Annotated in this window: 20 protein-coding genes; 10 read left to right on the top strand and 10 right to left on the bottom strand. The window is 73.0% G+C overall.

Annotated elements, in window-relative coordinates:
• Nucleotides 1-42 precede the first annotated feature (42 nt).
• Nucleotides 43-921: an urease accessory protein UreD gene (locus tag ACIRJP_RS23950; protein WP_404177909.1), complete on the top strand. Its 879-nt coding sequence runs from the start codon at nucleotides 43-45 to the stop codon at nucleotides 919-921.
• Between the two features lie 40 nt (nucleotides 922-961).
• Here ACIRJP_RS23950 and ACIRJP_RS23955 read toward each other — a convergent pair whose 3' ends face one another.
• Nucleotides 962-1,219 (bottom strand): hypothetical protein, encoded by a 258-nt coding sequence (locus tag ACIRJP_RS23955; RefSeq protein WP_404177596.1) that lies wholly within the window; start codon nucleotides 1,217-1,219, stop codon nucleotides 962-964.
• Between the two features lie 120 nt (nucleotides 1,220-1,339).
• Between ACIRJP_RS23955 and ACIRJP_RS23960 the strand changes: the two genes are divergently transcribed.
• Both ACIRJP_RS23960 and ACIRJP_RS23965 read left to right on the top strand, forming a co-directional pair.
• Nucleotides 1,340-2,146: a 3-hydroxybutyrate dehydrogenase gene (locus ACIRJP_RS23960; protein WP_404177599.1), complete on the top strand. Its 807-nt coding sequence runs from the start codon at nucleotides 1,340-1,342 to the stop codon at nucleotides 2,144-2,146.
• Nucleotides 2,147-2,237: 91 nt separating this feature from the next.
• A complete protein-coding gene (locus ACIRJP_RS23965; protein WP_404177602.1) occupies nucleotides 2,238-4,235 on the top strand; it encodes a helix-turn-helix domain-containing protein in 1,998 nt (665 codons plus the stop codon).
• Nucleotides 4,236-4,263: 28 nt separating this feature from the next.
• Here ACIRJP_RS23965 and ACIRJP_RS23970 read toward each other — a convergent pair whose 3' ends face one another.
• The 8 genes from ACIRJP_RS23970 to ACIRJP_RS24005 form a co-directional block, all read right to left on the bottom strand.
• The gene (locus ACIRJP_RS23970; RefSeq protein WP_404177605.1) at nucleotides 4,264-5,148 is read right to left on the bottom strand and encodes an alpha/beta hydrolase; all 885 of its coding nucleotides are present in this window, start codon (nucleotides 5,146-5,148) and stop codon (nucleotides 4,264-4,266) included.
• A complete protein-coding gene (locus tag ACIRJP_RS23975; protein WP_404177608.1) occupies nucleotides 5,145-6,293 on the bottom strand; it encodes a branched-chain amino acid ABC transporter permease in 1,149 nt (382 codons plus the stop codon). The genes ACIRJP_RS23970 and ACIRJP_RS23975 overlap by 4 nt, the downstream gene beginning before the upstream one ends.
• Nucleotides 6,290-7,177, bottom strand: coding sequence for a branched-chain amino acid ABC transporter permease (locus tag ACIRJP_RS23980; RefSeq protein ID WP_382934433.1), 888 nt, complete (start codon nucleotides 7,175-7,177; stop codon nucleotides 6,290-6,292). Before ACIRJP_RS23980 ends, ACIRJP_RS23975 begins: the two co-directional genes overlap by 4 nt.
• Entirely contained in the window at nucleotides 7,177-7,923 is a 747-nt protein-coding gene (locus ACIRJP_RS23985; RefSeq protein ID WP_404177611.1) for an ABC transporter ATP-binding protein, read from the bottom strand. The genes ACIRJP_RS23980 and ACIRJP_RS23985 overlap by 1 nt, the downstream gene beginning before the upstream one ends.
• Entirely contained in the window at nucleotides 7,920-8,711 is a 792-nt protein-coding gene (locus ACIRJP_RS23990) for an ABC transporter ATP-binding protein (RefSeq protein ID WP_404177614.1), read from the bottom strand. Before ACIRJP_RS23990 ends, ACIRJP_RS23985 begins: the two co-directional genes overlap by 4 nt.
• Before the next feature lie 3 nt (nucleotides 8,712-8,714).
• A complete protein-coding gene (locus ACIRJP_RS23995) occupies nucleotides 8,715-9,956 on the bottom strand; it encodes a substrate-binding domain-containing protein (protein ID WP_404177617.1) in 1,242 nt (413 codons plus the stop codon).
• 222 nt (nucleotides 9,957-10,178) lie between these two features.
• A complete protein-coding gene (locus ACIRJP_RS24000; protein WP_404177620.1) occupies nucleotides 10,179-10,529 on the bottom strand; it encodes a DUF4190 domain-containing protein in 351 nt (116 codons plus the stop codon).
• Between the two features lie 116 nt (nucleotides 10,530-10,645).
• Nucleotides 10,646-11,257, bottom strand: a complete 612-nt coding sequence (locus tag ACIRJP_RS24005; RefSeq protein ID WP_351251577.1) for a TetR family transcriptional regulator — start codon at nucleotides 11,255-11,257, stop codon at nucleotides 10,646-10,648.
• Nucleotides 11,258-11,487: 230 nt separating this feature from the next.
• On the opposite strand from ACIRJP_RS24005, the gene ACIRJP_RS24010 reads away from it, so the two are divergent.
• The 7 genes from ACIRJP_RS24010 to ACIRJP_RS24040 all read left to right on the top strand — a co-directional run bounded on the left by ACIRJP_RS24010 (nucleotide 11,488) and on the right by ACIRJP_RS24040 (nucleotide 18,067).
• Nucleotides 11,488-12,819, top strand: coding sequence for a glycosyltransferase family 4 protein (locus tag ACIRJP_RS24010; protein WP_404177624.1), 1,332 nt, complete (start codon nucleotides 11,488-11,490; stop codon nucleotides 12,817-12,819).
• Nucleotides 12,820-12,882: 63 nt separating this feature from the next.
• Nucleotides 12,883-13,650, top strand: a complete 768-nt coding sequence (locus tag ACIRJP_RS24015; protein ID WP_404177627.1) for a class I SAM-dependent methyltransferase — start codon at nucleotides 12,883-12,885, stop codon at nucleotides 13,648-13,650.
• Nucleotides 13,647-14,720 carry a prenyltransferase gene (locus ACIRJP_RS24020; RefSeq protein WP_404177630.1) on the top strand — a complete coding sequence of 358 codons (1,074 nt, stop codon included), beginning with the start codon at nucleotides 13,647-13,649 and terminating at the stop codon, nucleotides 14,718-14,720. The genes ACIRJP_RS24015 and ACIRJP_RS24020 overlap by 4 nt, the downstream gene beginning before the upstream one ends.
• A 215-nt stretch (nucleotides 14,721-14,935) precedes the next feature.
• Nucleotides 14,936-15,487 (top strand): hypothetical protein, encoded by a 552-nt coding sequence (locus tag ACIRJP_RS24025; protein ID WP_404177912.1) that lies wholly within the window; start codon nucleotides 14,936-14,938, stop codon nucleotides 15,485-15,487.
• 51 nt (nucleotides 15,488-15,538) lie between these two features.
• A complete protein-coding gene (locus ACIRJP_RS24030) occupies nucleotides 15,539-16,315 on the top strand; it encodes a maleylpyruvate isomerase family mycothiol-dependent enzyme (protein ID WP_404177633.1) in 777 nt (258 codons plus the stop codon).
• Nucleotides 16,316-16,407: 92 nt separating this feature from the next.
• Nucleotides 16,408-17,484: a PHP domain-containing protein gene (locus ACIRJP_RS24035; RefSeq protein ID WP_404177915.1), complete on the top strand. Its 1,077-nt coding sequence runs from the start codon at nucleotides 16,408-16,410 to the stop codon at nucleotides 17,482-17,484.
• A gap of 4 nt (nucleotides 17,485-17,488) precedes the next feature.
• Nucleotides 17,489-18,067, top strand: coding sequence for a VOC family protein (locus ACIRJP_RS24040; protein ID WP_404177636.1), 579 nt, complete (start codon nucleotides 17,489-17,491; stop codon nucleotides 18,065-18,067).
• On the opposite strand, the gene ACIRJP_RS24045 is transcribed toward ACIRJP_RS24040, so the two are convergent.
• Nucleotides 18,060-19,067: an LLM class F420-dependent oxidoreductase gene (locus ACIRJP_RS24045; RefSeq protein ID WP_404177639.1), complete on the bottom strand. Its 1,008-nt coding sequence runs from the start codon at nucleotides 19,065-19,067 to the stop codon at nucleotides 18,060-18,062. The two genes, ACIRJP_RS24040 and ACIRJP_RS24045, sit on opposite strands and share 8 nt — an antisense overlap.
• Nucleotides 19,068-19,074 lie beyond the last annotated feature (7 nt).

The following is a 19,074-nucleotide window of genomic DNA, read 5'->3' on the forward strand; positions in this document are numbered from 1 at the left end:
CTGGACCCCGCGCACTACGAACCCCGGCGGGTACCGGCCCCGATGCTCGGACTCACCGGCACCCCGGACACCCTGGCCGCCGGGCGCCCCGGCAAGGTCGGCCTGCTCGAACTGGGCTACGCACGGGTGGGCGGGCGGACCGAACTCGTCGACCGGTACCAGAAGTCACCGCTGCAGATCATCCGCCCGCTGTACATCGACCCGCTGCGGCCCGACCTTCCGGTGACCTATCTGATGTCGACCGGCGGCGGCATCATCCAGGCCGACCGCAACCGCATCGACATCGACTGCGGCCCCGGCACCTCGGTCCATCTGACCACCCAGGCCGCGACCAAGGTGCACCGGATGGAGTTCGACCACGCGACCCAGATCGTCAACCTGACGGCGGGGAAGGGGAGTTACGTCGAGTATCTGCCGGACGCCCTCATCCCCTACCGGGACGCCCGCTTCTACCAGCACACCCGGGTCACTGTCGACGCGACCGCCACCGTGCTGCTGGGCGAGACGATCGCGGCCGGGCGGCTGGCCCGGGGTGAACGGCACGCCTACCGCATGCTCTTCAGCGATCTGGAGATCCGGCGCCCCGACGGGACGCTCCTGGCCGTGGACACCGTCCGCCTCGACCCACAGGGGCCGGGCGGGGTCACCGGGCGCGCCGTCTTCGGCGATCACGACCTGATGGCCTCGCTGTACGCGGTCACTCCGCTCGCCTCCGCCGCCGACGTCGCCGACGCCCTCCACGAGGCGCTCGCACCGGCCGGTCAGCTCTTCGGGGTGAGCACCCTGCCCGACGACTGCGGGGCGTGGGTCCGCCTCGTCGGCAGCGACCCGCCCGCCCTCACCCGTGCGATGCGCGCCGCGTGGGACGCCCTGCGACGATTGCTCATCGGCGTCCCGGCCCCGGACCTGCGCAAGACCTGACCGCGCAGGACCTGACCGCGCCCGCCGGACCGGGCGCCTCTCAGGCGGTGCACCCCGTGTCCGCGATCACGAAGTGTCCGGGCGGCGACTCCCGCCGGGTGTGGGTGACGAAGACGTTGTACAGGCCCATGTCCCGGTCCGAGCCGTTGGCGTACACAAGACCCCCGGTGGTGTGCGCCCGGCCCGCCGCCACCTGCGCGTAGTCGGTCGCCGTGAAGCACCGCGCCGGGGCGGCGCCGGTCGTGGCCGCCCTGGGGCGAGGCGGCGCCGGGGTGCCCGATCCGTCGAGCGCCGTCACCGTGCAGCGGTACGGCCCGCCGCCGGACCCGCCCCATGTGTGCCGCCACCATGCCGGTGTACGACGGTGTGTGCACCGACCCCGTGTGACGTGGGCCCCGGCCTCCTTACGGTGACGGCCATGGAGACTCCTCAGCGCCCGGCCCCCGGGCCCGCCCCGCTCACCGCCCCGCCCTCCGCGAACCCGCCGCTCGCGGGGCGCACCGCGCTGGTGACCGGCGCCGCGAGCGGTATCGGGCGGGCCTGCGCACAGGCCCTGGCGGCGTCCGGCGCCCATGTGCACGTCGTGGACAAGGCCGCCGAGGCGGCGAAGAGCCTGGCGGCGGCGATCGGCGGGACGGCGTGGGTGGTCGACCTCGCCGTCCCCGACGCGGTGGACGCCCTGCCCGCCGACGCGGACATCGTGGTCAACAACGCCGGGCTCCAGCACGTCGCGCCCGTGCACGAATTCCCGCCGGACCGCTTCGCACTTATCCAGCGCGTCATGGTGGAGACCCCGTTCCGCATCTTGCGCCGGACCCTGCCGGGCATGTACGAACGCGGCTGGGGGCGCGTGGTCAACATCTCGTCGGTGCACGGACTGCGGGCCAGCCCCTACAAGTCGGCCTATGTGACGGCCAAACACGCACTGGAGGGACTCAGCAAGGTGGTCGCGCTCGAAGCGGCGGAGCACGGGGTGACGAGCAACTGCGTCTGCCCCGGGTACGTACGCACCCCGCTGGTCGAGAACCAGATCGCCGACCAGGCCCGTACGCACGGCATCTCCGAGGAGGAGGTGGTGGGCCGGGTCATGCTGGAACGCAGCGCCATCAAGCGGCTGATCGAGCCCGCTGACGTCGCCGAGGCCGTGCTGTGGCTCTGCGGGCCGCGCACCGGGCACATCACCGGAACCTCGCTCTCCATGGACGGCGGCTGGACCGCCAACTGACCCCGGGGCGGAGGCCGGGCCGCCGACCGGACCCCCGGGTCGGCGCCCGGACCGGCAACCGCCCCCCGCCTCCTACGAATCCCGGCCGCCCATGTCTGAACCGTCCACCTCCGCCTCGACCTCCGCCTCCGCCGCGCCCCATCTGCGACGCCTGCTCGATCTGCTGGCCGACGACGCCCCCGCAGAAGCGCTGGGCGCCGTCTCCTCGCAGGCGCGGGCCGCCGGGGTGCCCGCCGGCGACCTGGCGGAGGTGGAGCGGGCCACCGCCACCGCCCTGCGGATCAGGGGCGCCCTGCGCCAGCACCGCCGCCGCGAGCTCCAGCTCACCGCTCTCTTCGACACGGCGGGCGACCTGGCCGCCTCCCGCGACCTCGACGACGTGCTCAAGGCGATCGTCCGCCGGGCCAGGATGCTGCTCGGCACGGACACCGCCTACCTCACCCTCCCCGACGAGGAGGCGGGCGACACCTACATGCGGGTCACCGACGGATCGGTGTCGGTGGTCTTCCAGCGGCTGCGGCTGGAGCTCGGCCACGGGCTGGGCGGCCTGGTGGCGCAGACCGCGCGACCGTACGCGACCCCCGACTACCGCACCGACGACCGCTTCCACCACACCCGCAACATCAACGCTGGGGTACTGGACGAGGGGCTCATCGCCATTCTGGGAGTGCCGCTCCTCCTCGGCTCCAGCCGCGGCGGGGCCGGAAAGGTCATCGGTGTCCTCTTCGCCGCCGACCGGTCGCCCCGCGTGTTCAGCCCCGACGAGGTCGCCCTGCTCTGCTCGCTCGCCGCCCATGCCGCGATCGCCATCGACACCGCCCGCGCGCTCGCCGACACCCGGTCCGCACTGGACGAACTGGCGGGCGCGAACGCCGAGCTGGCCGAGGCCAACGCGGTGGTACGGGCGCACTCCGCGGCCATGCGACGGGCCGAGGAGTCCCACGACCGGCTGACCGATCTGGTGCTGCGCGGCCGGGACGTCAAGGACGTCGCGACGGCGGTCGCCGGGCTGCTGGACTCCCCGCTGACCATCCACGACCCCGGCGGGCGGCCCCTGGCGGCCGTCCGGCCCGACGGCGCGGACTTCGCCGCCGACGGCATGGACGCCGGATGGCTGGCCGAGACCGCCGAGGAGTCCCGTACCGGCGCCCGCGCCGTGCACCGCGACGGCCGGTGGATCTGCGCCGTCCTCGCCGGGCAGGAACTTTTGGCCGGACTGGTCCTGCACCGACGCGGACAGCTCGACGACTCCGACCGGCGGCTGTTCGAGCGGGCCTCGGTCGTCACCGGACTGCTCCTGCTGCTGCGGCGCACTGTCGCCGAGACCGAGAACCGGATACGCGGCGAGCTGGTGTCCGACCTGCTGACCGGCGCGGACCGCGACCCGGCCGGACTCACCGAACGCGGCCGGCGCCTGGGCATCGACCTCGATCGCCCGCATCTGCTGCTGGTGGCCGAGGGCGGGGCCCGGGAGCGGCTGGCTCCCGCCGCGATGCGTTATCTGTTCGGCGGGGGCATCCACGGGGTGAGCGCGGAACACGCCGGGGCCGTGGTGCTGCTGGTGGCGGCCGACGACCCCGGACCGGCCGCGGGCGACGTGGCCCGCGCGGCGGCGGCCCAGCTCGGCCGGCTTGCCCAGACCCCCGTCACCGTCGCCGCCGCCGGCCCGGCACGCGGCGCCCGGGAACTGGCCGCCGCGTACGGGGAGGCCGCCCGCTGTCTGCGCGCGATGCGGGTCCTCGGGCGCACGGGCGAGGGGGCCTGCGTCGAGGAACTCGGCTTCCTGGGCGTGGTGCTGGGCAACGCGCAGGACGTCGACGGCTTCGTCTCCGCGACGCTCGGCCCGCTGCTGGAGTACGACGCGCAGCGCGGCACCCACCTGGTGCGCACCCTCGGCGCCTACTTCGGCTCCGGGGGCAGCCTCGTCCGTGCCAAGGACGAACTCCACGTGCACGTCAACACGGTGGTGCAGCGGCTGGACCGGGTGCAGGTTCTGCTGGGCCGCGACTGGAACGAGCCGGGGCGCGCCCTGGAGCTGCAACTCGCGTTGCGCCTCCACCTGCTGGCGGGCGGCGGCCGGGACCGCTAGCGCCCCGGGCGCCCCTGCCCCCGCCCCCTCAGGCCCCCGACAGGTCCAGGAGCCGGCGTGCGACCTCCTTGCCGCCCACGTCCCCGGTCAGCACCGTGTAGTGGTTGACGTCGGGGACCGCCACCGGCGTCAGCCGCGTACCCCCGAGGTCCGCCGCCGCCAGCCGGGTCTCGTCGTACAGGCCCTGCTCCTCATCCATCAGGCCGCGCTGCGCCCACAGCAGCGTCGCCGGGACGGGCAGCTTCCGTACCGCCGACAGCACCTCCTCGTCGAAGAGGCCGATGCCGTCGGTGCGCACCGCCTCGATCCGGCAGGTGGAGCGCAGGGCGGGCTCGTCCCCGGTCAGATCGCGCTGGATGTACGCGTCCACCTCGTCCGACCAGGCATCCGCGAACGCGGGGTGCACCTGCCAGAACGAGCGGTACGCGGCCCGGTCGGGAAAGGTCATCGACAGCCGGTCCATGGCCGGGCCGATCACGGCGGTCAGCAGCTCGTCCGGGGTCAGGTGCGTAGGGGCGGGGAAGCCGATGCCGCCGTCGACCAGAAGCAGCGGCCCGAACCGCTCCGGGTGCCGTACGGCGGCCAGCGCCGCCACGAACGCGCCCATCGAATGGCCCGCCAGCACCACCCGGCCCGTGCCCAGCGCCGCGGCCACGGCGGCCGCGTCGTCGGCGTGCGCGGTGATCCCGTACGGGCCGGGCAGCGCCGAACTCCCGGCCCGGCCACGCAGATCCGGCGCGACCAGGGTGACGCGGCCGTCCAGCAGCCTTGCCACCGGCCCCCAGGACAGCGCGTTGGCGGTGATGCCGTGCAGGGCGACGACGACCGGTGCGTCCGGTTCACGGGCCGGCCACCGCAGCACCGCCAACTCGCCTCCGGCCACGGGGACCTGTACCTCTTCGTACGGAATCACGGGCGTGTGTTCTCCTCACGGTGTTCAGGGAGCGTTTCGGTTGCGGCGGCCCCGCGGCGTGCCGCGGCCAGCCGGGACGGCAGCCTGGCCAGTCCGCCGGGCAGCAGGTGTACCACGGCCACGAACAGCACACCGAGCAGGAACAGCGGCTGGGAGAGCGGTACTCGCAGCACCGCGGGCAGTTCGGCGACCGCGCCCGAGCCGGCCAGGTCGCCGAGCCGGTGATCGGCCCAGGTGTAGAGGATGCCGCCGGCCATCGGCCCCCACCGGGTGCCGGACCCGCCCAGCACCACCATCACCAGCAGCGACAGGGTGAAGTCGGAGGTGGTGGTCTGCGGGGTCGAGCCGCCGGTGAGCAGCAGGTGCACCAGACCGCCGAGCGCGGCCAGCGCGCCCGCCAGGACGAAGGCGGTGAGCTTGAACCCGTACGGCTTCAGCCCCAACACCTCCACCCGGCGCTCGTTCTCCTTGATGCCTTCCCAGACGCGCCCGGTGGGGGAGTTGACCGCCCGGTGGACGACGGCGAGCGTCAGGACGAGGTAGGCGAGGGCCAGCCAGTAGAGGTTCGCGGTGTTCTCGATGCCCACCAGCCCGGACGGCAGCAGGCCGGCGGGGGCGGCCCGGCCCTCTTCGCCGCCGGTCAGGCCGCCGGGGTTGCGGGAGACCAGGATCGACCCGGCCTGGGCGAACGCCAGCGTCACCATGGAGAAGCCGATGCCGGTGACCCGCAGGCTCACCGACCCCAGGACCAGCACGAGCACGATCCCGCAGCAGACGCCGAGCAGTGCGGACACCGCGAACGGGAGACCCGCCTCCAGCAGGAACGTGTTCGTGGCGTAGCTGCCCGCCGCGAAGTACAGGGCGTGCCCGAAGGAGAGCAGCCCGGTGCGGCCGAGCAGCAGGTCGTAACCGGTCGCCAGCGCGCCGAACAGCAGGCAGGTCGCGATGAGCTGGAGACTTCCCGGGCTGCCCAGCGGCCCGTCCAGGAGCCCCGGCAGCGGCAGCGCGCTGAAGGGGGCGAGGGCCAGGACCAGCAGTGCGGCGGCGGGCCACCAGCGGCGCAGCAGCCGGGCGGTGCTCGCCGGGGCTCGCGCGGCCGGGTGTTCCTCGCCGGTGCGGTGGTGTGTCTCGGTGGCGGTGCTCACGCGAGCCTCCCGGTCAGTCCGCGCGGCCGTACGAGCAGCAGCGCGGCGAGCAGGACGACGACGGCCAGGTCGCCGAGGCCCGCTGCGGTGTAGTAGTTGGCGAACTGCTGGACCAGGCCGATGACGACGGACGCCACGGCGGCGCCGCTCACCGACCCCATGCCCCCGGTGACCACCACGACGAACGCGAAGATCAGCAGCGAGGTGCCCTGGCGCGGGTCGACCGAGCCGAAGTACAGGCCGCCGAGCGCCCCGCCGAGCGCGGCCACGCAGCCGCCGATCGCGAAGACGAGCGTGAACGCCTTCCTTACGTCGATGCCGAGCGCGGTGACCATCGCCCGGTCCTCGACCCCGGCCCGTACGACCAGTCCGTGCCGGGTGCGGCCCAGGAAGAGCCGCAGCGCCACGAGTACGACGAGGGCCGCCGCGACCAGCACCAGCCGGTTGACCGGCACCTGGGCGCCGAACAGGCCGAAGGTGCCGGACAGCGCCTTCGGGCCCGGGAAGGTACGGGCGTCCGAACCCCAGATGCCCGACAGCAGCGCCGGGACGGCGAGCCCCACCCCGACGGTGGCGAGCACCTGCTCGCGCGGCCGGGTGTAGAGCGGGCGGACGACGGCGAGTTCCAGCAGCACGGCGGCCGCGGTGCCCACCGCCGTACCGAACAGGACCGCGAGGACGAAGCCCGCCCCGTCCGGACCGGCGCCGGGCAGATGGCCGGACGCCGCCCACCAGGTGCCGTACGCGCCGATGGACAGCAGCGCCCCGTGCGCGAAGTTGAGCACGTCCATCAGGCCGAAGATCAGCGAGAGTCCCGACGCGATCAGGAAGTAGAGGGCTCCCAGACCGAGTCCGGTCATGGTGAGCAGAACGACGGTGGACATCAGGAATCCCCCTCCACGGAAGGTGCTTCGGTGGCCGGGCCGTGTCCGACACCCAGCAGCCGCCGTGCCGTCTCCGCGTCGCCCAGCAGCTCGGCGGCCGGTCCCTGGTGGGCCGTCCGGCCGTCGGCGAGCACCGCGCAGTGCTCGGCCAGGCGCCGCACGACGGCGAGGTTCTGCTCCACGAGCAGCACCGGCACCGCCTCGGCCGCCCGCTCCAGCACCTGGGCGACCTCGGTGACCACCTTGGGCGCCAGCCCCTTGGTGGGTTCGTCGGCGATGATCAGCCGGTTGCCGTTCAGCAGGGTGCGGCCGATCGCCACCATCTGCTGCTGCCCGCCGGACAGCGTCCCCGCCAACTGCTTCTCCCGGAGCTTCAGTTCGGGGAACAGCTCATGGACGAGTCCGTACGCGGGCCCCTCGGCGCCGCGCCGCTCGGCCAGCCGCAGGTTCTCCGCGACGGTCAGCCCGGCGAAGACACCCCGGTCCTCGGGGGCGTAACCGATGCCGAGGCGCACCACGGTATGGGTGGGCATCGCCACGGTCTCCTCGCCGTCCAGCCGTACGCTGCCGGCGCGCGGGACGAGACCGAGGACGCCGCGCACGGTCGTGGTCTTACCGGCGCCGTTGCGGCCGAGCAGGGCGGTCACGCCGTGCCGGGCCACGTCCAGGTCGACGCCGTGCAGGATGTGCCGGCCGCCGATCAGGACCCGCAGGTCCCGTACGGCGAGCAGGGGTCCGGTGGTCACAGCCCCTCCCCGAGATAGGCCTGCTGGACGGTCGGGTCGGCGGTCACTGCCTCGGGGGTGTCCAGCGCCAGCAACTTTCCGTGGTGCATCACGGCGAGCCGGTCGGCCAGTCCCAGCAGTACGTCCATGTGGTGCTCGACCATCAGAACGGTGCGGCCCTCGTCGCGGTGCAGGGTGCGGATGAGTTCGGTGAGCGCGGGGACCTCCTCCGCGCTGACCCCGGCCATCGGCTCGTCGAGCAGCATGAGGCGTGGTTCGCCCACCAGCAGCACCGCGAGCTCCAGTTTCCGCTTCTCGCCGTGCGACAGCTCGGCCGCCGTCGCCCCTGCCCGGTGGCCCAGGCCGGTGCGCTCCAGTACGCCGTCCACCTCGGCGGTGTACCGGGAGGCCCGCCGCCACAGCCGGTAGGAGCCGCCACGGGCTGCCTGGGCGGCCAGCCGGACGTGGTCGGTCACGCTCATCGCCGGCCAGAGGCTGGACGTCTGGAAGGTGCGGCCGATGCCGCGCCGCGCCCGTGCGTGCGCGGGGTCGGCCGTCATGTCGGTGCCGTCCAGCGCGATGGTGCCGGAGGTGGCCGTGGTCAACCCGCTGATCAGGTTGAACAGGGAGGTCTTGCCCGCCCCGTTGGGGCCGATGAAGGCCAGGAACTCGCCCTCGTGGACGCCGAGCGTGACGTCCTCGACGATCGTCGCCCCGCCGACGCCCCAGCCGAGCCCGGTCAGCTGGAGCACCGGGGCGGTGTTCCGCGCCCCGGCCGTGCGCCGTGCGGTGGTGTCCGGTACGGCCACCGGTCAGCCCGCCGAGGGCTTGGCGGGCGGCGCCACCTCGTCCATCGGCGCGGTGCTCACCAGCTCCGGCCGGGCAGTGGCGCCCTTCCCGTTGAGCTTCGCGACGAACATCGGCTGCACCAGGGCGTGGTCCTCGGCCCGGACCTGCTCCTTGCCCTTCACCCCGTCGAAGCTCCAGCCCTCCAGGGCCTTCACCATGGCGGCGGTGTCGGTGGCGCCGCCCTCCTCGATCGCGCGCACCACCATCTGCGCGGCGGTGAAGCCGTCGGGGGTGAACAGGTCCGGGGTGCCGCCGGCCTTCCCGACCGAGTCGATCATGGACTTCTCCACGGCGTTGCCGCCGCCCGCGCCGGGGAAGTAGTGCGCCAGGAACGACACCTTGGAACCGGCGTCGCCGAAGACCGGGTACGAGGCCGTTCCGGCCAGGCCCGTGACGACCTTGCCCGCCTCCAGCACGCCCTGCTGGTCCAGCGCGGTCCACAGTGCGGGCGCGGTCGAGCCGGCCCAGGCGACGAAGACCAGATCGGGCCCGCCCGCCTTGACCTGCCGGGCGAACGGGGTCAGGTCGGTGGCGCTGGGCGGAGCCATCACGGAGCCGACCTTCGCGCCCTTGGCGCCGAGGACTGCCTTCACGGCGGCGACATTGGCCTGGCCGAACGTGGAGTCCTGGGCCAGCACCGTGACCTTCTTGCCCTTGGCCTCGCCGAGCATCGTCCCGGCGGTGAGGATGTCCTGGTAGGACTGCCGGCCCGAGCGGAAGGTGTACTCGTTGATGCCGGTCACGGCGTCGGTGGCGGCCGGGCCGCTGATGTACAGCACCTTGTTCTGGGCGGCGAGCGGCGCCATCTGGAGCGCCACGCCGGAATCGGTGGTGCCCGCCAGCACCTTGTAGCCCTTGCCGATCAGGTTCTTGGCGGCGGAGACCGCCTTGCCGGGGTCGCCCGCGTCGTCCCGCTCGGTGACCTCGACCCCGTGCCCGGCCACCTTGCCGGTGCCCTTCGTGGCGTGGTCCAGACCCGCCATGAACCCGTCGCGGTACTGCTTCCCGTAGTCCGCGAGGAGCCCGGTCCGGGAGTACACCAGTCCCACCTTGACGGTTCCGTCCTTCGAGCCCCCGCCGGAGTCGTTCTCGCCGGCCTTCCCGGCGGCGGTGCACCCGGCGAGCGCGAGACCGGCGGAGGCCAGCGCGACGGCGGCGTGCAGGGATCTGCGGTGACGGGCGGTGCCTGTGGCTCTGCGACGCATGGTGACCGGCTCCTCGGCGAGTTCATGTGATGTCGCCGAACCGTATGAACACCGTGGAGCCGTCGACATGGTGCAGACCGCCCCACCTGACTCGATGCACATGTGGGGGCCGCACATGGGTCCGTGGGGCCGACCGGCAAAGCCGAAGCCGCGCCGGGGACCGGATCGTACGGTTCCCCGGCGCGGCCGGTACGCGGTGCGCGATTTCTGGGCGGTGGCCCGTTACATCGCGCCGATGCCCTGGACCGTGGCCACGATGATGCCGAGCACGGCGAACGCGATACCGACGCTGCCCATCACGATGCCCGCGACCGCCTGGCCGCGGCCGCCGCCCTCGCCCCGGTCGGCCATCCGCTTGGCCGAGATGCCCAGGCACAGCGCGATGATCGGCAGGATGATCGGGATGAGAATCAGGCCGAGGATGCCGAGAACCATCGAGGCGGTCGCCTTGCCGCTGGGCAGCGCAGCACCGCCGGGGTACCCGTAACCGGCCGGCGGCTGCGCGCCGAATCCCGGTCCGCCCGGGGCCTGCGTGCCCGTCGCGCCGCCTGCGGTTACTGACTGGTCAGCCATGTCTTCCTCTCCGTCGGTACTGGTCATGATCATGATAAGGAGCCGCTTGTGGCCCTTTCGGTCAGAACAGTGAGAGGAGTGTGGTGAAAACGCCGCGAAACGGGGGTCTGTATGTGCTAGTGGGCTTCCGTGGGCTTCGTCACGTCGATCAGCCGGCAGACCATCTCGATGTCGATCTTCACCTGGGCGATCGATGCCCGCCCCGAGAGCCAGGTGATCAGCGCCGAGTGCCAGGTGTGCTCGATGACGCGGACCGCGGAGAGCTGCTCCGGCGTCGGATGCTCCAGCCCCATCGCGTCCAGGATGATCGCCGTGGTGATCCGCGAGACGGTGTCCACCTCCGGGCTGACGCTGCGGTCCGCGAAGGTCAGCGCCCGCACCATCGCGTCCGCCAGATGTGGCTCGCGCTGGAGCGCGCGGAAGGCCCGCATCAGGGTGTCGGCGACCCGCTGTGCCGGGTCCGTGCCGGCCGGAGGGCGTTTGTGCAGCGTCGTGTGCATGTGCTGGAGCTGGTCCTGCATGGTGGCGACCAGCAGATGGATCTTGGACGGGAAGTAGCGGTACAGCGTGCCCAGGGCGACCCCGGCCTCCTCCGCGACCTCGCGCATCTGCACCGCCTCGAAACCGCCCCGGCCGGCGAGCTGGGCGCTGGCGTGCAGGATGCGGCGGCGGCGGGCCTCCTGGCGTTCGGTCAGGGGCGGCGATGCCGGCTTGGCCTCAGCTGTCATGTGTCCCCATCCATGGCTTCTGTCCGCGACCGGAGGGAGGCGCTCGGTCTCCCGGGGGCGCACAGCATGCCAGCGTGCCCGGTGGTGGCGCGAATCACCTGATCCGGCCGTTGCACCGACGCTACCTGCCGGTAGATTCGTAGCTCATTGAACGATCCAGTCTGAAACTTGTTCTAGATTAGCGTGAGCGGTTACGCTCCGGCGAACACGCAGGGAGAAGGGGGCCGAGTGTGACCGCTGAGGCCATAGAGTCGGGCCCCCGCACGGGCAGCGACACGTCCGGCACCGCCGACGACCGTCCGTTGCGCATCGCACTCCTCACCTACAAGGGCAACCCCTTCTGTGGCGGCCAGGGCGTCTACGTACGCCACCTCGCCCGCGAGCTCGCCCGCCTCGGCCACAGCGTCGAGGTGATAGGCGCCCAGCCCTATCCGGTGCTCGACGAGGGCGTCCCGCTCACCGAGCTGCCGAGCCTGGACCTCTACCGCCAGCCCGACCCGTTCCGCACCCCGAAGCGCGGCGAGTACCGCGACTGGATCGACGCCGCCGAGGTCGCCACCATGTGGACCGGCGGCTTCCCGGAACCGCTCACCTTCAGCCTGCGGGCCCGGCGCCATCTCGCCGCCCGCCGCGGCGAGTTCGACGTCATCCACGACAATCAGACGCTCGGCTACGGACTGCTCGCGGACCTCGGCGCCCCGCTCGTCACCACGATCCACCACCCCATCACCGTCGATCGGCAGCTCGACCTGGACGCCGCCGACACCCGCCGCCGACGAGCCTCCGTACGCCGCTGGTACGGCTTCACCCGCATGCAGAAGCGGGTCGCCCGCCGGCTGCCCTCGGTGCTCACCGTCTCCGGCTCCTCCCAGCAGGAGATCGTCGACCACCTCGGGGTGCGCCCAGACCGCATCCACGTCGTGCACATCGGCGCCGACACCGACCTCTGGTCGCCCGACCCCTCGGTCGGCGAGGTGCCCGGCCGGATCGTCACCACCTCCAGCGCCGACGTCCCGCTCAAGGGCCTCGTCCACCTCGTCGAGGCGCTCGCCAAGCTCCGTACCGGCAACCCGAAGGCGCACCTCGTGGTCGTCGGCAAGCGGGCCGAGGACGGACCGGTCGCCCAGGCCATCGAGCGGCACGGACTCCAGGACGCCGTCGAGTTCGTCAAGGGCATCAGCGACGCCGAGCTCGTCGACCTGGTGCGCGGCGCCCAGATCGCCTGTGTCCCCTCGCTGTACGAAGGCTTCTCGCTGCCCGCCGCCGAGGCCATGGCCACCGGCACCCCGCTCGTCGCCACCACCGGCGGCGCGATCCCCGAGGTCGCGGGCCCGGACGGCGAGACCTGCCTGGCCGTCCCGCCCGCCGACGCCGGGGCGCTGGCCGACGCGCTCGCCCGGCTGCTCGGCGACCCGGAGCTGCGCGCCCGGCTCGGCGCCGCGGGCCGCGAGCGGGTGCTCTCCCGCTTCACCTGGAAGCAGGCCGCCATCGGAACCGCCGCCCTCTACCGCGAGGCGATCGACGCCCGGTCCGGAGCCGCGCGCCCCGGCCGCCGCCGTTGACACCGCCGACCGTTCCCGTCGTACCCGCCCCCGCCCTCCCCCCGACCGCGAAAGCAGGCATTCGTGCTGACCGTGGACTTCACCCGCTTCCCGCTCGCCGCAGGTGACCGAGTGCTCGACCTGGGCTGCGGCGCCGGACGCCACGCCTTCGAGTGCTACCGGCGCGGCGCCCAGGTCGTGGCCCTCGACCAGAACGGCGAGGAGATCCGCGAGGTCGCGAAGTGGTTCGCCGCGATGAAGGAGGCCGGCGAGGCCCCCGAGGGCGCCACCGCCACCGCGATGGAGGGCGACGCGCTCAACCTGCCGTTCCCCGACGAGTCCTTCGACGTCGTGATCATCTCCGAGGTCATGGAGCACATCCCCGACGACAAGGGCGTACTCGCCGAGATGGTCCGGGTCCTCAAGCCCGGCGGCCGGATCGCGATCACCGTGCCGCGCTACGGCCCCGAGAAGGTCTGCTGGACGCTCTCCGACGCCTACCACGAGGTCGAGGGCGGCCACATCCGCATCTACAAGGCCGACGAACTGCTCGGCAAGATCCGCGGCGCCGGCCTCAAGCCGTACGGCACCCACCACGCCCACGCCCTGCACTCGCCGTACTGGTGGCTGAAGTGCGCGTTCGGAGTGGGCCGCGACGGCAAGGACGCAGCGCTGCCGGTCCGCGCGTACCACAAGCTGCTGGTCTGGGACATCATGAAGAAGCCCATGGCCACCCGGGTCGCCGAGCAGCTGCTCAACCCGGTCGTCGGCAAGAGCTTCGTGGCGTACGCGACCAAGCCGCACCTGCCCGTGGCCGCCGCGGCCGAGGACCTCGCCAAGGCCGAGGCGTGACCGTTCCCGAGCAGACCGAGCACCTCGTACTGCCCGGGGTCCTCACCGCCGAGCAGGCCGCCGAGACCGTAGCGGCCCTCCTCGCCGTGCAGCGCGAGGACGGCGCCCTGCCCTGGTTCCGCGGCCACCACCTCGACCCGTGGGACCACACCGAAGCCGCCATGGCCCTCGACGCGGCGGGCGAACACGCCGCAGCGGAGCGCGCGTACGACTGGCTGGCCCGGCACCAGAACGAGGACGGCTCCTGGTACGCCGCGTACCACGACGGCGACCCGGACCGGCCGACCGACCGCTCGCTGGAGACCAACTTCTGCGCGTACGTGGCCGTCGGCGTCTGGCACCACTACCTCGCCACCGGTGACGACGCGTTCGTCGACCGGATGTGGCCGACCGTCTACGCCGCCGTCGAGTTCGTCCTGCGGCTCCAGCGGCCCGGCGGCCAGATCGGCTGGAAGCGCGAGGCCGACGGAACCCCGGTCGACGACGCGCTGCTGACCGGCTGCTCCTCCATCCACCAGGCGCTGCGCTGCGCGCTCGCCATCGCCGAACGGCGCGAGGAGCCGCAGCCCGACTGGGAGTTGGCGACCGGCGCGCTGAGCCATGCGATCCGCAACCACCCGGAACGCTTCCTGGACAAGAGTCACTACTCGATGGACTGGTACTACCCGGTCCTCGGCGGCGCGCTCACCGGGGCGGCCGCCAAGGAGCGCATCGAGGAGAGCTGGGACCGTTTCGTCGTCCCCGGCCTCGGGGTGCGCTGCGTGCTGCCCAACCCCTGGGTGACCGGCGGCGAGAGCTGCGAACTCGCCCTGGCGCTCTGGGTGATGGGCGAGTCCGACCGGGCGCTGGAGATCCTCCAGTCCATCCAGCACCTGCGCGCCGAGGGAGGCATGTACTGGACCGGTTACGTCTTCGAGGGCGACCGGGACTTCTGGCCCCAGGAGCTCACCACCTGGACGGCCGGATCGCTGCTGCTAGCCGTGGCCGCGCTCGGCGGCGACGAGGCGACCGCGGAGGTCTTCGGCGGCGAACACCTGCCGCGCGGACTGGAGCCGGACTGCTGCCGTTAGGGCCTCTCGTTCGGATCATGCCGGGCTGATCCGGCCTGATCCAAACGAAAGACCTGGAGTCCGAGCGGAGGCGGAGCGGGGCCCGGACGGCGTTTCCCGAGTGGCACGCCGTCCACGGCCGGGCGAACCTTACCGAGAGTGGCCGATCTCGTCACTCACCGTAGAGATCGCCCTGATGTGCCCGGCCAGGGAGGCCCGCTGTGCCCAGTTCTGCCGTGACCGGTTCCGTACTGCTGCGCCGTCTCGTCCTCCCGCCGCTGCTGTGCTGCGACCTGGTCGTGGGCGCCACCGGGTGCGGTGGCGGCGACGGCAACAGCGCGAGCGGCTCCGCGTCCCCGAGCGGCACGTCGTCGGCCCGGGCGCAGAAGTTCGCCAAGGCGCGGTTCGTCGCCAACGCCGGGCTCGCGGCCGGGGCGACGTACCAGTGGATCGTGAAGCCGTACCGCGCGGGCGAGTTCAAGAAGGGCGCGGACGGGCGGACGTTCACCCTGGTCAAGGCCGGGCTCGCGGGCGGCTTCACCTACAACCGGCTGAAGGCGGCGGTGTCCGACGCCAAGGGCGATCCGCTGCTGTCCAAGGCGGTCGCGCCGCTGACGGCCGGCATCGAATCGCTCAAGGGGCTCGGCGAGAAGCTCCGCAAGGGCGAGGCGGGCGCGGGTGACATCGGCGCCTTCGAGGGCGTGATCAACAGCATCAAGTCGGCCGGCAGCAGCGCGGGCGCCGAGGTGAAGGACAAGGTGCCCAGCGCCTCGCAGCTCGGCGGGTAATCGGTGGGTAATCGGTGGGGTTCGGCCCAAGATCGAACTAGGGTGCGTGGCATGAGCCGACTCACACACGACCAGTACTGTGACGAAATCATCGCGCGCACCGACGCGTTGAGAACCACGATCCGTGACGCGGACCTCGGTGCCACCGTCCCGACCTGCCCCGACTGGACCCTGCGCGAGCTCGTTCTCCACGTCGGCCGGGCCCACCGCTGGGTCGGCGAGATCGTACGCACCCGGGCCACCGAGGTGGTCCCGTCGGAGCAGGTACCGGACTCCGCCCCCGGGAGCGACGACCCGGCCGCGCTCGACGCCTGGCTGGCGGACGGCGCGGCAGGCACCGTCGAGGCGCTCCGGGCCGCGGGCCCGGAACAGAAGGTGTGGTCCTGGGGCTGGGACGGGAGCACCGGCTTCTGGGCACGCCGGATGGCGCACGAGACGATCGTCCACCACGCCGACGCGGCGCTCACCGCGGCCACCGGGTACGAGGTGGCGCCGGAGCTCGCCGCCGACACGATCGAGGAGTGGCTGGAGATCGTGGCCTTCGCGCGGGCCGCGGGCGACAGGGAGGCCGCCGAGCTGACCGGGGCCGGGCGGTCCATCCATCTGCACGCCACGGACGTGCCCGGCGCCGAATGGCTGATCGAGTTCGGCGAGGACGGCTTCGCCTGGCGGAGCGCCCACGAGAAGGCCACCGTCGCGCTGCGCGGCCCGCTCACCGACGTCATGCTGGTCTTCAACCGGCGCCTGGCGCCGGACAGCGACCGGGTCGAGGTGCTCGGTGACGCGGAGCTGCTGGACTTCTGGCTGGAGCGCGCCGCGTTCGGCTGAGCCGTCACCCGGTGCCGCTGTGCGGGCCGGGCCGGGCTGAGCGAAGCTGGATGGGAGAGCCCGTAGTGTCCGGCGGCCCCGTGGAGGTGCCGATGGAGCCCGTCCGCGCCCTGAAACGGATTGCCTTCCTGCTCGAACGCGGCAGGGCGGACACCTACCGTGTGCGGGCGTTCCGCGCGGCCGCCGACGCCGTGGCCGCGATGCCGGACGGCGAGGCGGTCCGGCGTGCGGCGGCCGGTTCGCTGGAGACGGTCAAGGGCATCGGCCCGAAGACCGCGCAGGTGATCCGGGAGGCGGTGGCCGGGGACGTGCCCGGCTATCTGGAACGCCTGGAGGCGGAGGCCACGGCCCGGCCCGCCGAGGGCGGCGCGGAGCTCCTCGCCCTCCAGCGCGGCGACTGCCATCTGCACTCCGACTGGTCGGACGGCGGCAGCCCGATCGAGGAGATGGGCAGCACCGCGGCGGAGCTGGGCCACGAGTGGGCGGCCCTCACCGACCACTCTCCCCGGCTGACCGTGGCGAACGGGCTCTCCCCGGACCGGCTGCGCCGCCAGCTGGACGCGGTCGCCGAGCTCAACGCGCGGTGGGCGCCGTTCCGGCTGCTCACCGGCATCGAGTGCGACATCCTCCCCGACGGCTCCCTCGACCAGGAGGACGAGCTGCTGGAGCGGCTGGACGTCGTGGTGGTCTCCGCCCACTCCAAGCTGCGGATGGACCCGGCCGAGATGACCAGGCGCCTGATCGCGGCCGTCCGCCACCCGCGGGCGGACATCCTCGGGCACTGTACGGGGCGGCTGGTCGCGGGCCGGAAACGCCCGGAGTCCCGGTTCGACGCGGACGCGGTCTTCGCCGCATGTGCCGAGGCCGGCACCGCGGTGGAGATCAACAGCCGGCCGGAACGGCTCGACCCGCCCCGCAGGCTGCTGAGCCGCGCCGTCGCGGCGGGCACCCTCTTCGCCATCGACACCGACGCCCACGCACCCGGACAGCTGGACTGGCAGATCAACGGCTGCGCCCGCGCCGAGGAGTGCCTGGTCCCGGCGGAACGCGTCGTCACCACCTGGCCGGCCGATGAACTCCTGGCCTGGTCACGCGGGGGCACGATCCCGGAGCGGGCCCGCTCCGGGACGGACGGGGCCATCGGCGCGGCCCCGGGACAGGAGCGGTGAAGCCATGACGGCCACAAGCGTGCGAGGCATCGACCACATCGGGGTCACGGTCCCCGACCTGGAGACCGCCACCCTCTTCCTCGCGAGAGCCTTCGGCGCCGAGGTGCTCTACGACACCCTGCGCCGCCAGGACGGCCCGAACGGCGGCCCGGACGTCGAGCGGCGGCTCGGTGTCCCGGCGGGCACCCAGCAGCTGGCGATCAGGATGCTTGCCCTGCCCGGCGGCGGACCGGGCATCGAGCTCTGCGAGTTCCAGGGCCCCCGCCGCGAACCCCCCGTGCTGCCCTGCGACTTCGGCTGGCAGCACGTGGCGCTGTACGCCGACGACCTGGACGCGGCGGTCCGGGACTGCGTGGCCGCGGGCGCCTCGCTCCTCGCCGGACCGCAGCCGCTGCCGGGCCCCGAGGCGGGGGAGCACAACCGGTTCGCGTATCTGCGCACCCCGTGGGGCAGCACCCTGCAACTCCTGACCTACCCCGACCCCCAGCCCTGGGAGCGCACCGCGACACGACGGAGCGGACGCCCGGCACAGGCAGGCGCCGGCACCTGGCCGACCGACCCGGCCCGCCCAGGCCCTAGTTGAGTTCCGCGAGCACTCGCAGGGTGTGCGGGTCCGGCGCCGTCACCAGGAGATCGGTGACCGGTCCCTTGCGCCACAACTCCAGCCGCTCCGCGATCCGTTCACGCGGTCCGACGAGCGAGATCTCGTCGGCGAAGGCGTCCGGCACCGCCAGCACCGCCTCCTGCTTGCGCCCTTCGAGGAACAGCTGCTGGATCCGCCGCGCCTCCTCCTCGAACCCCATCCGCGCCATCAGATCGGCGTGGAAGTTACGGGCCGCGTGGCCCATCCCTCCGATGTAGAAGCCGAGCATCGCCTTCACCGGCAGCAGCCCCTCCGCGACATCGTCACAGACCAGGGCCCGCGCCATCGGCGCGATCATGAATCCCTCGGGCAGGTCCGTGAGCGAGGCCTCGTACACATCGGTGCGCATCGGCGACCAGTACAGCGGCAGCCAGCCGTCCGCGATCCTTGTCGTCTGCGCGATGTTCCTCGGACCCTCCGCCCCGAGCAGCACGGGCAGCCCCGGCCGCAGCGGATGAGTGATCGGCTTCAGCGGCTTGCCCAGACCGGTGGCGTCCGGACCGTTGTACGGGTGGGAGTGGAACCGGCCGTCCAGCTCGACGGGGGCCTCGCGGGCCAGGACCTGGTGGATGACGTCGACGTACTCCCGGGTCGCGGTCAACGGGCTCTTCGGGAACGGCCGCCCGTACCAGCCCTCCACCACCTGCGGCCCGGACAGCCCGAGGCCCAGCATCATCCGGCCGCCGGAGAGGTGGTCGAGGGTGAGGGCGTGCATGGCGGTCGCGGTCGGGGTGCGCGCCGCCATCTGCGCGATGCCGGTGCCCAGCCGGATGCGAGAGGTGTGTGCGGCGATCCAGGTCAACGGGGTGAACGCGTCCGACCCCCAGGCCTCCGCCGTCCACACCGACGCGTACCCCAGCGCCTCGGCCTCCCTGGCCAGCTCCAGATGGGCGGGGTTCGGGCCACGGCCCCAGTATCCGAGCGCGAGTCCGAGCCGCATGTCCGCC

The organism is Streptomyces sp. NPDC102437 (genome assembly GCF_044765565.1).
GTDB lineage: Bacteria > Actinomycetota > Actinomycetes > Streptomycetales > Streptomycetaceae > Streptomyces.

Excerpts from the sequence above, each read along its gene's own strand:
- ACIRJP_RS23950 (WP_404177909.1), top strand. The coding sequence starts at position 43 with ATGCTCGGACTCACCGGCACCCCGGACACCCTGGCCGCCGGGCGCCCC.
- ACIRJP_RS23960 (WP_404177599.1), top strand. The coding sequence starts at position 1,340 with ATGGAGACTCCTCAGCGCCCGGCCCCCGGGCCCGCCCCGCTCACCGCC.
- ACIRJP_RS23965 (WP_404177602.1), top strand. The coding sequence starts at position 2,238 with ATGTCTGAACCGTCCACCTCCGCCTCGACCTCCGCCTCCGCCGCGCCC.
- ACIRJP_RS23980 (WP_382934433.1), bottom strand. The coding sequence starts at position 7,177 with ATGTCCACCGTCGTTCTGCTCACCATGACCGGACTCGGTCTGGGAGCC.
- ACIRJP_RS23995 (WP_404177617.1), bottom strand. The coding sequence starts at position 9,956 with ATGCGTCGCAGAGCCACAGGCACCGCCCGTCACCGCAGATCCCTGCAC.
- ACIRJP_RS24000 (WP_404177620.1), bottom strand. The coding sequence starts at position 10,529 with ATGGCTGACCAGTCAGTAACCGCAGGCGGCGCGACGGGCACGCAGGCC.
- ACIRJP_RS24005 (WP_351251577.1), bottom strand. The coding sequence starts at position 11,257 with ATGACAGCTGAGGCCAAGCCGGCATCGCCGCCCCTGACCGAACGCCAG.
- ACIRJP_RS24030 (WP_404177633.1), top strand. The coding sequence starts at position 15,539 with ATGAGCCGACTCACACACGACCAGTACTGTGACGAAATCATCGCGCGC.
- ACIRJP_RS24035 (WP_404177915.1), top strand. The coding sequence starts at position 16,408 with ATGGAGCCCGTCCGCGCCCTGAAACGGATTGCCTTCCTGCTCGAACGC.
- ACIRJP_RS24040 (WP_404177636.1), top strand. The coding sequence starts at position 17,489 with ATGACGGCCACAAGCGTGCGAGGCATCGACCACATCGGGGTCACGGTC.
- ACIRJP_RS24045 (WP_404177639.1), bottom strand. The coding sequence starts at position 19,067 with ATGCGGCTCGGACTCGCGCTCGGATACTGGGGCCGTGGCCCGAACCCC.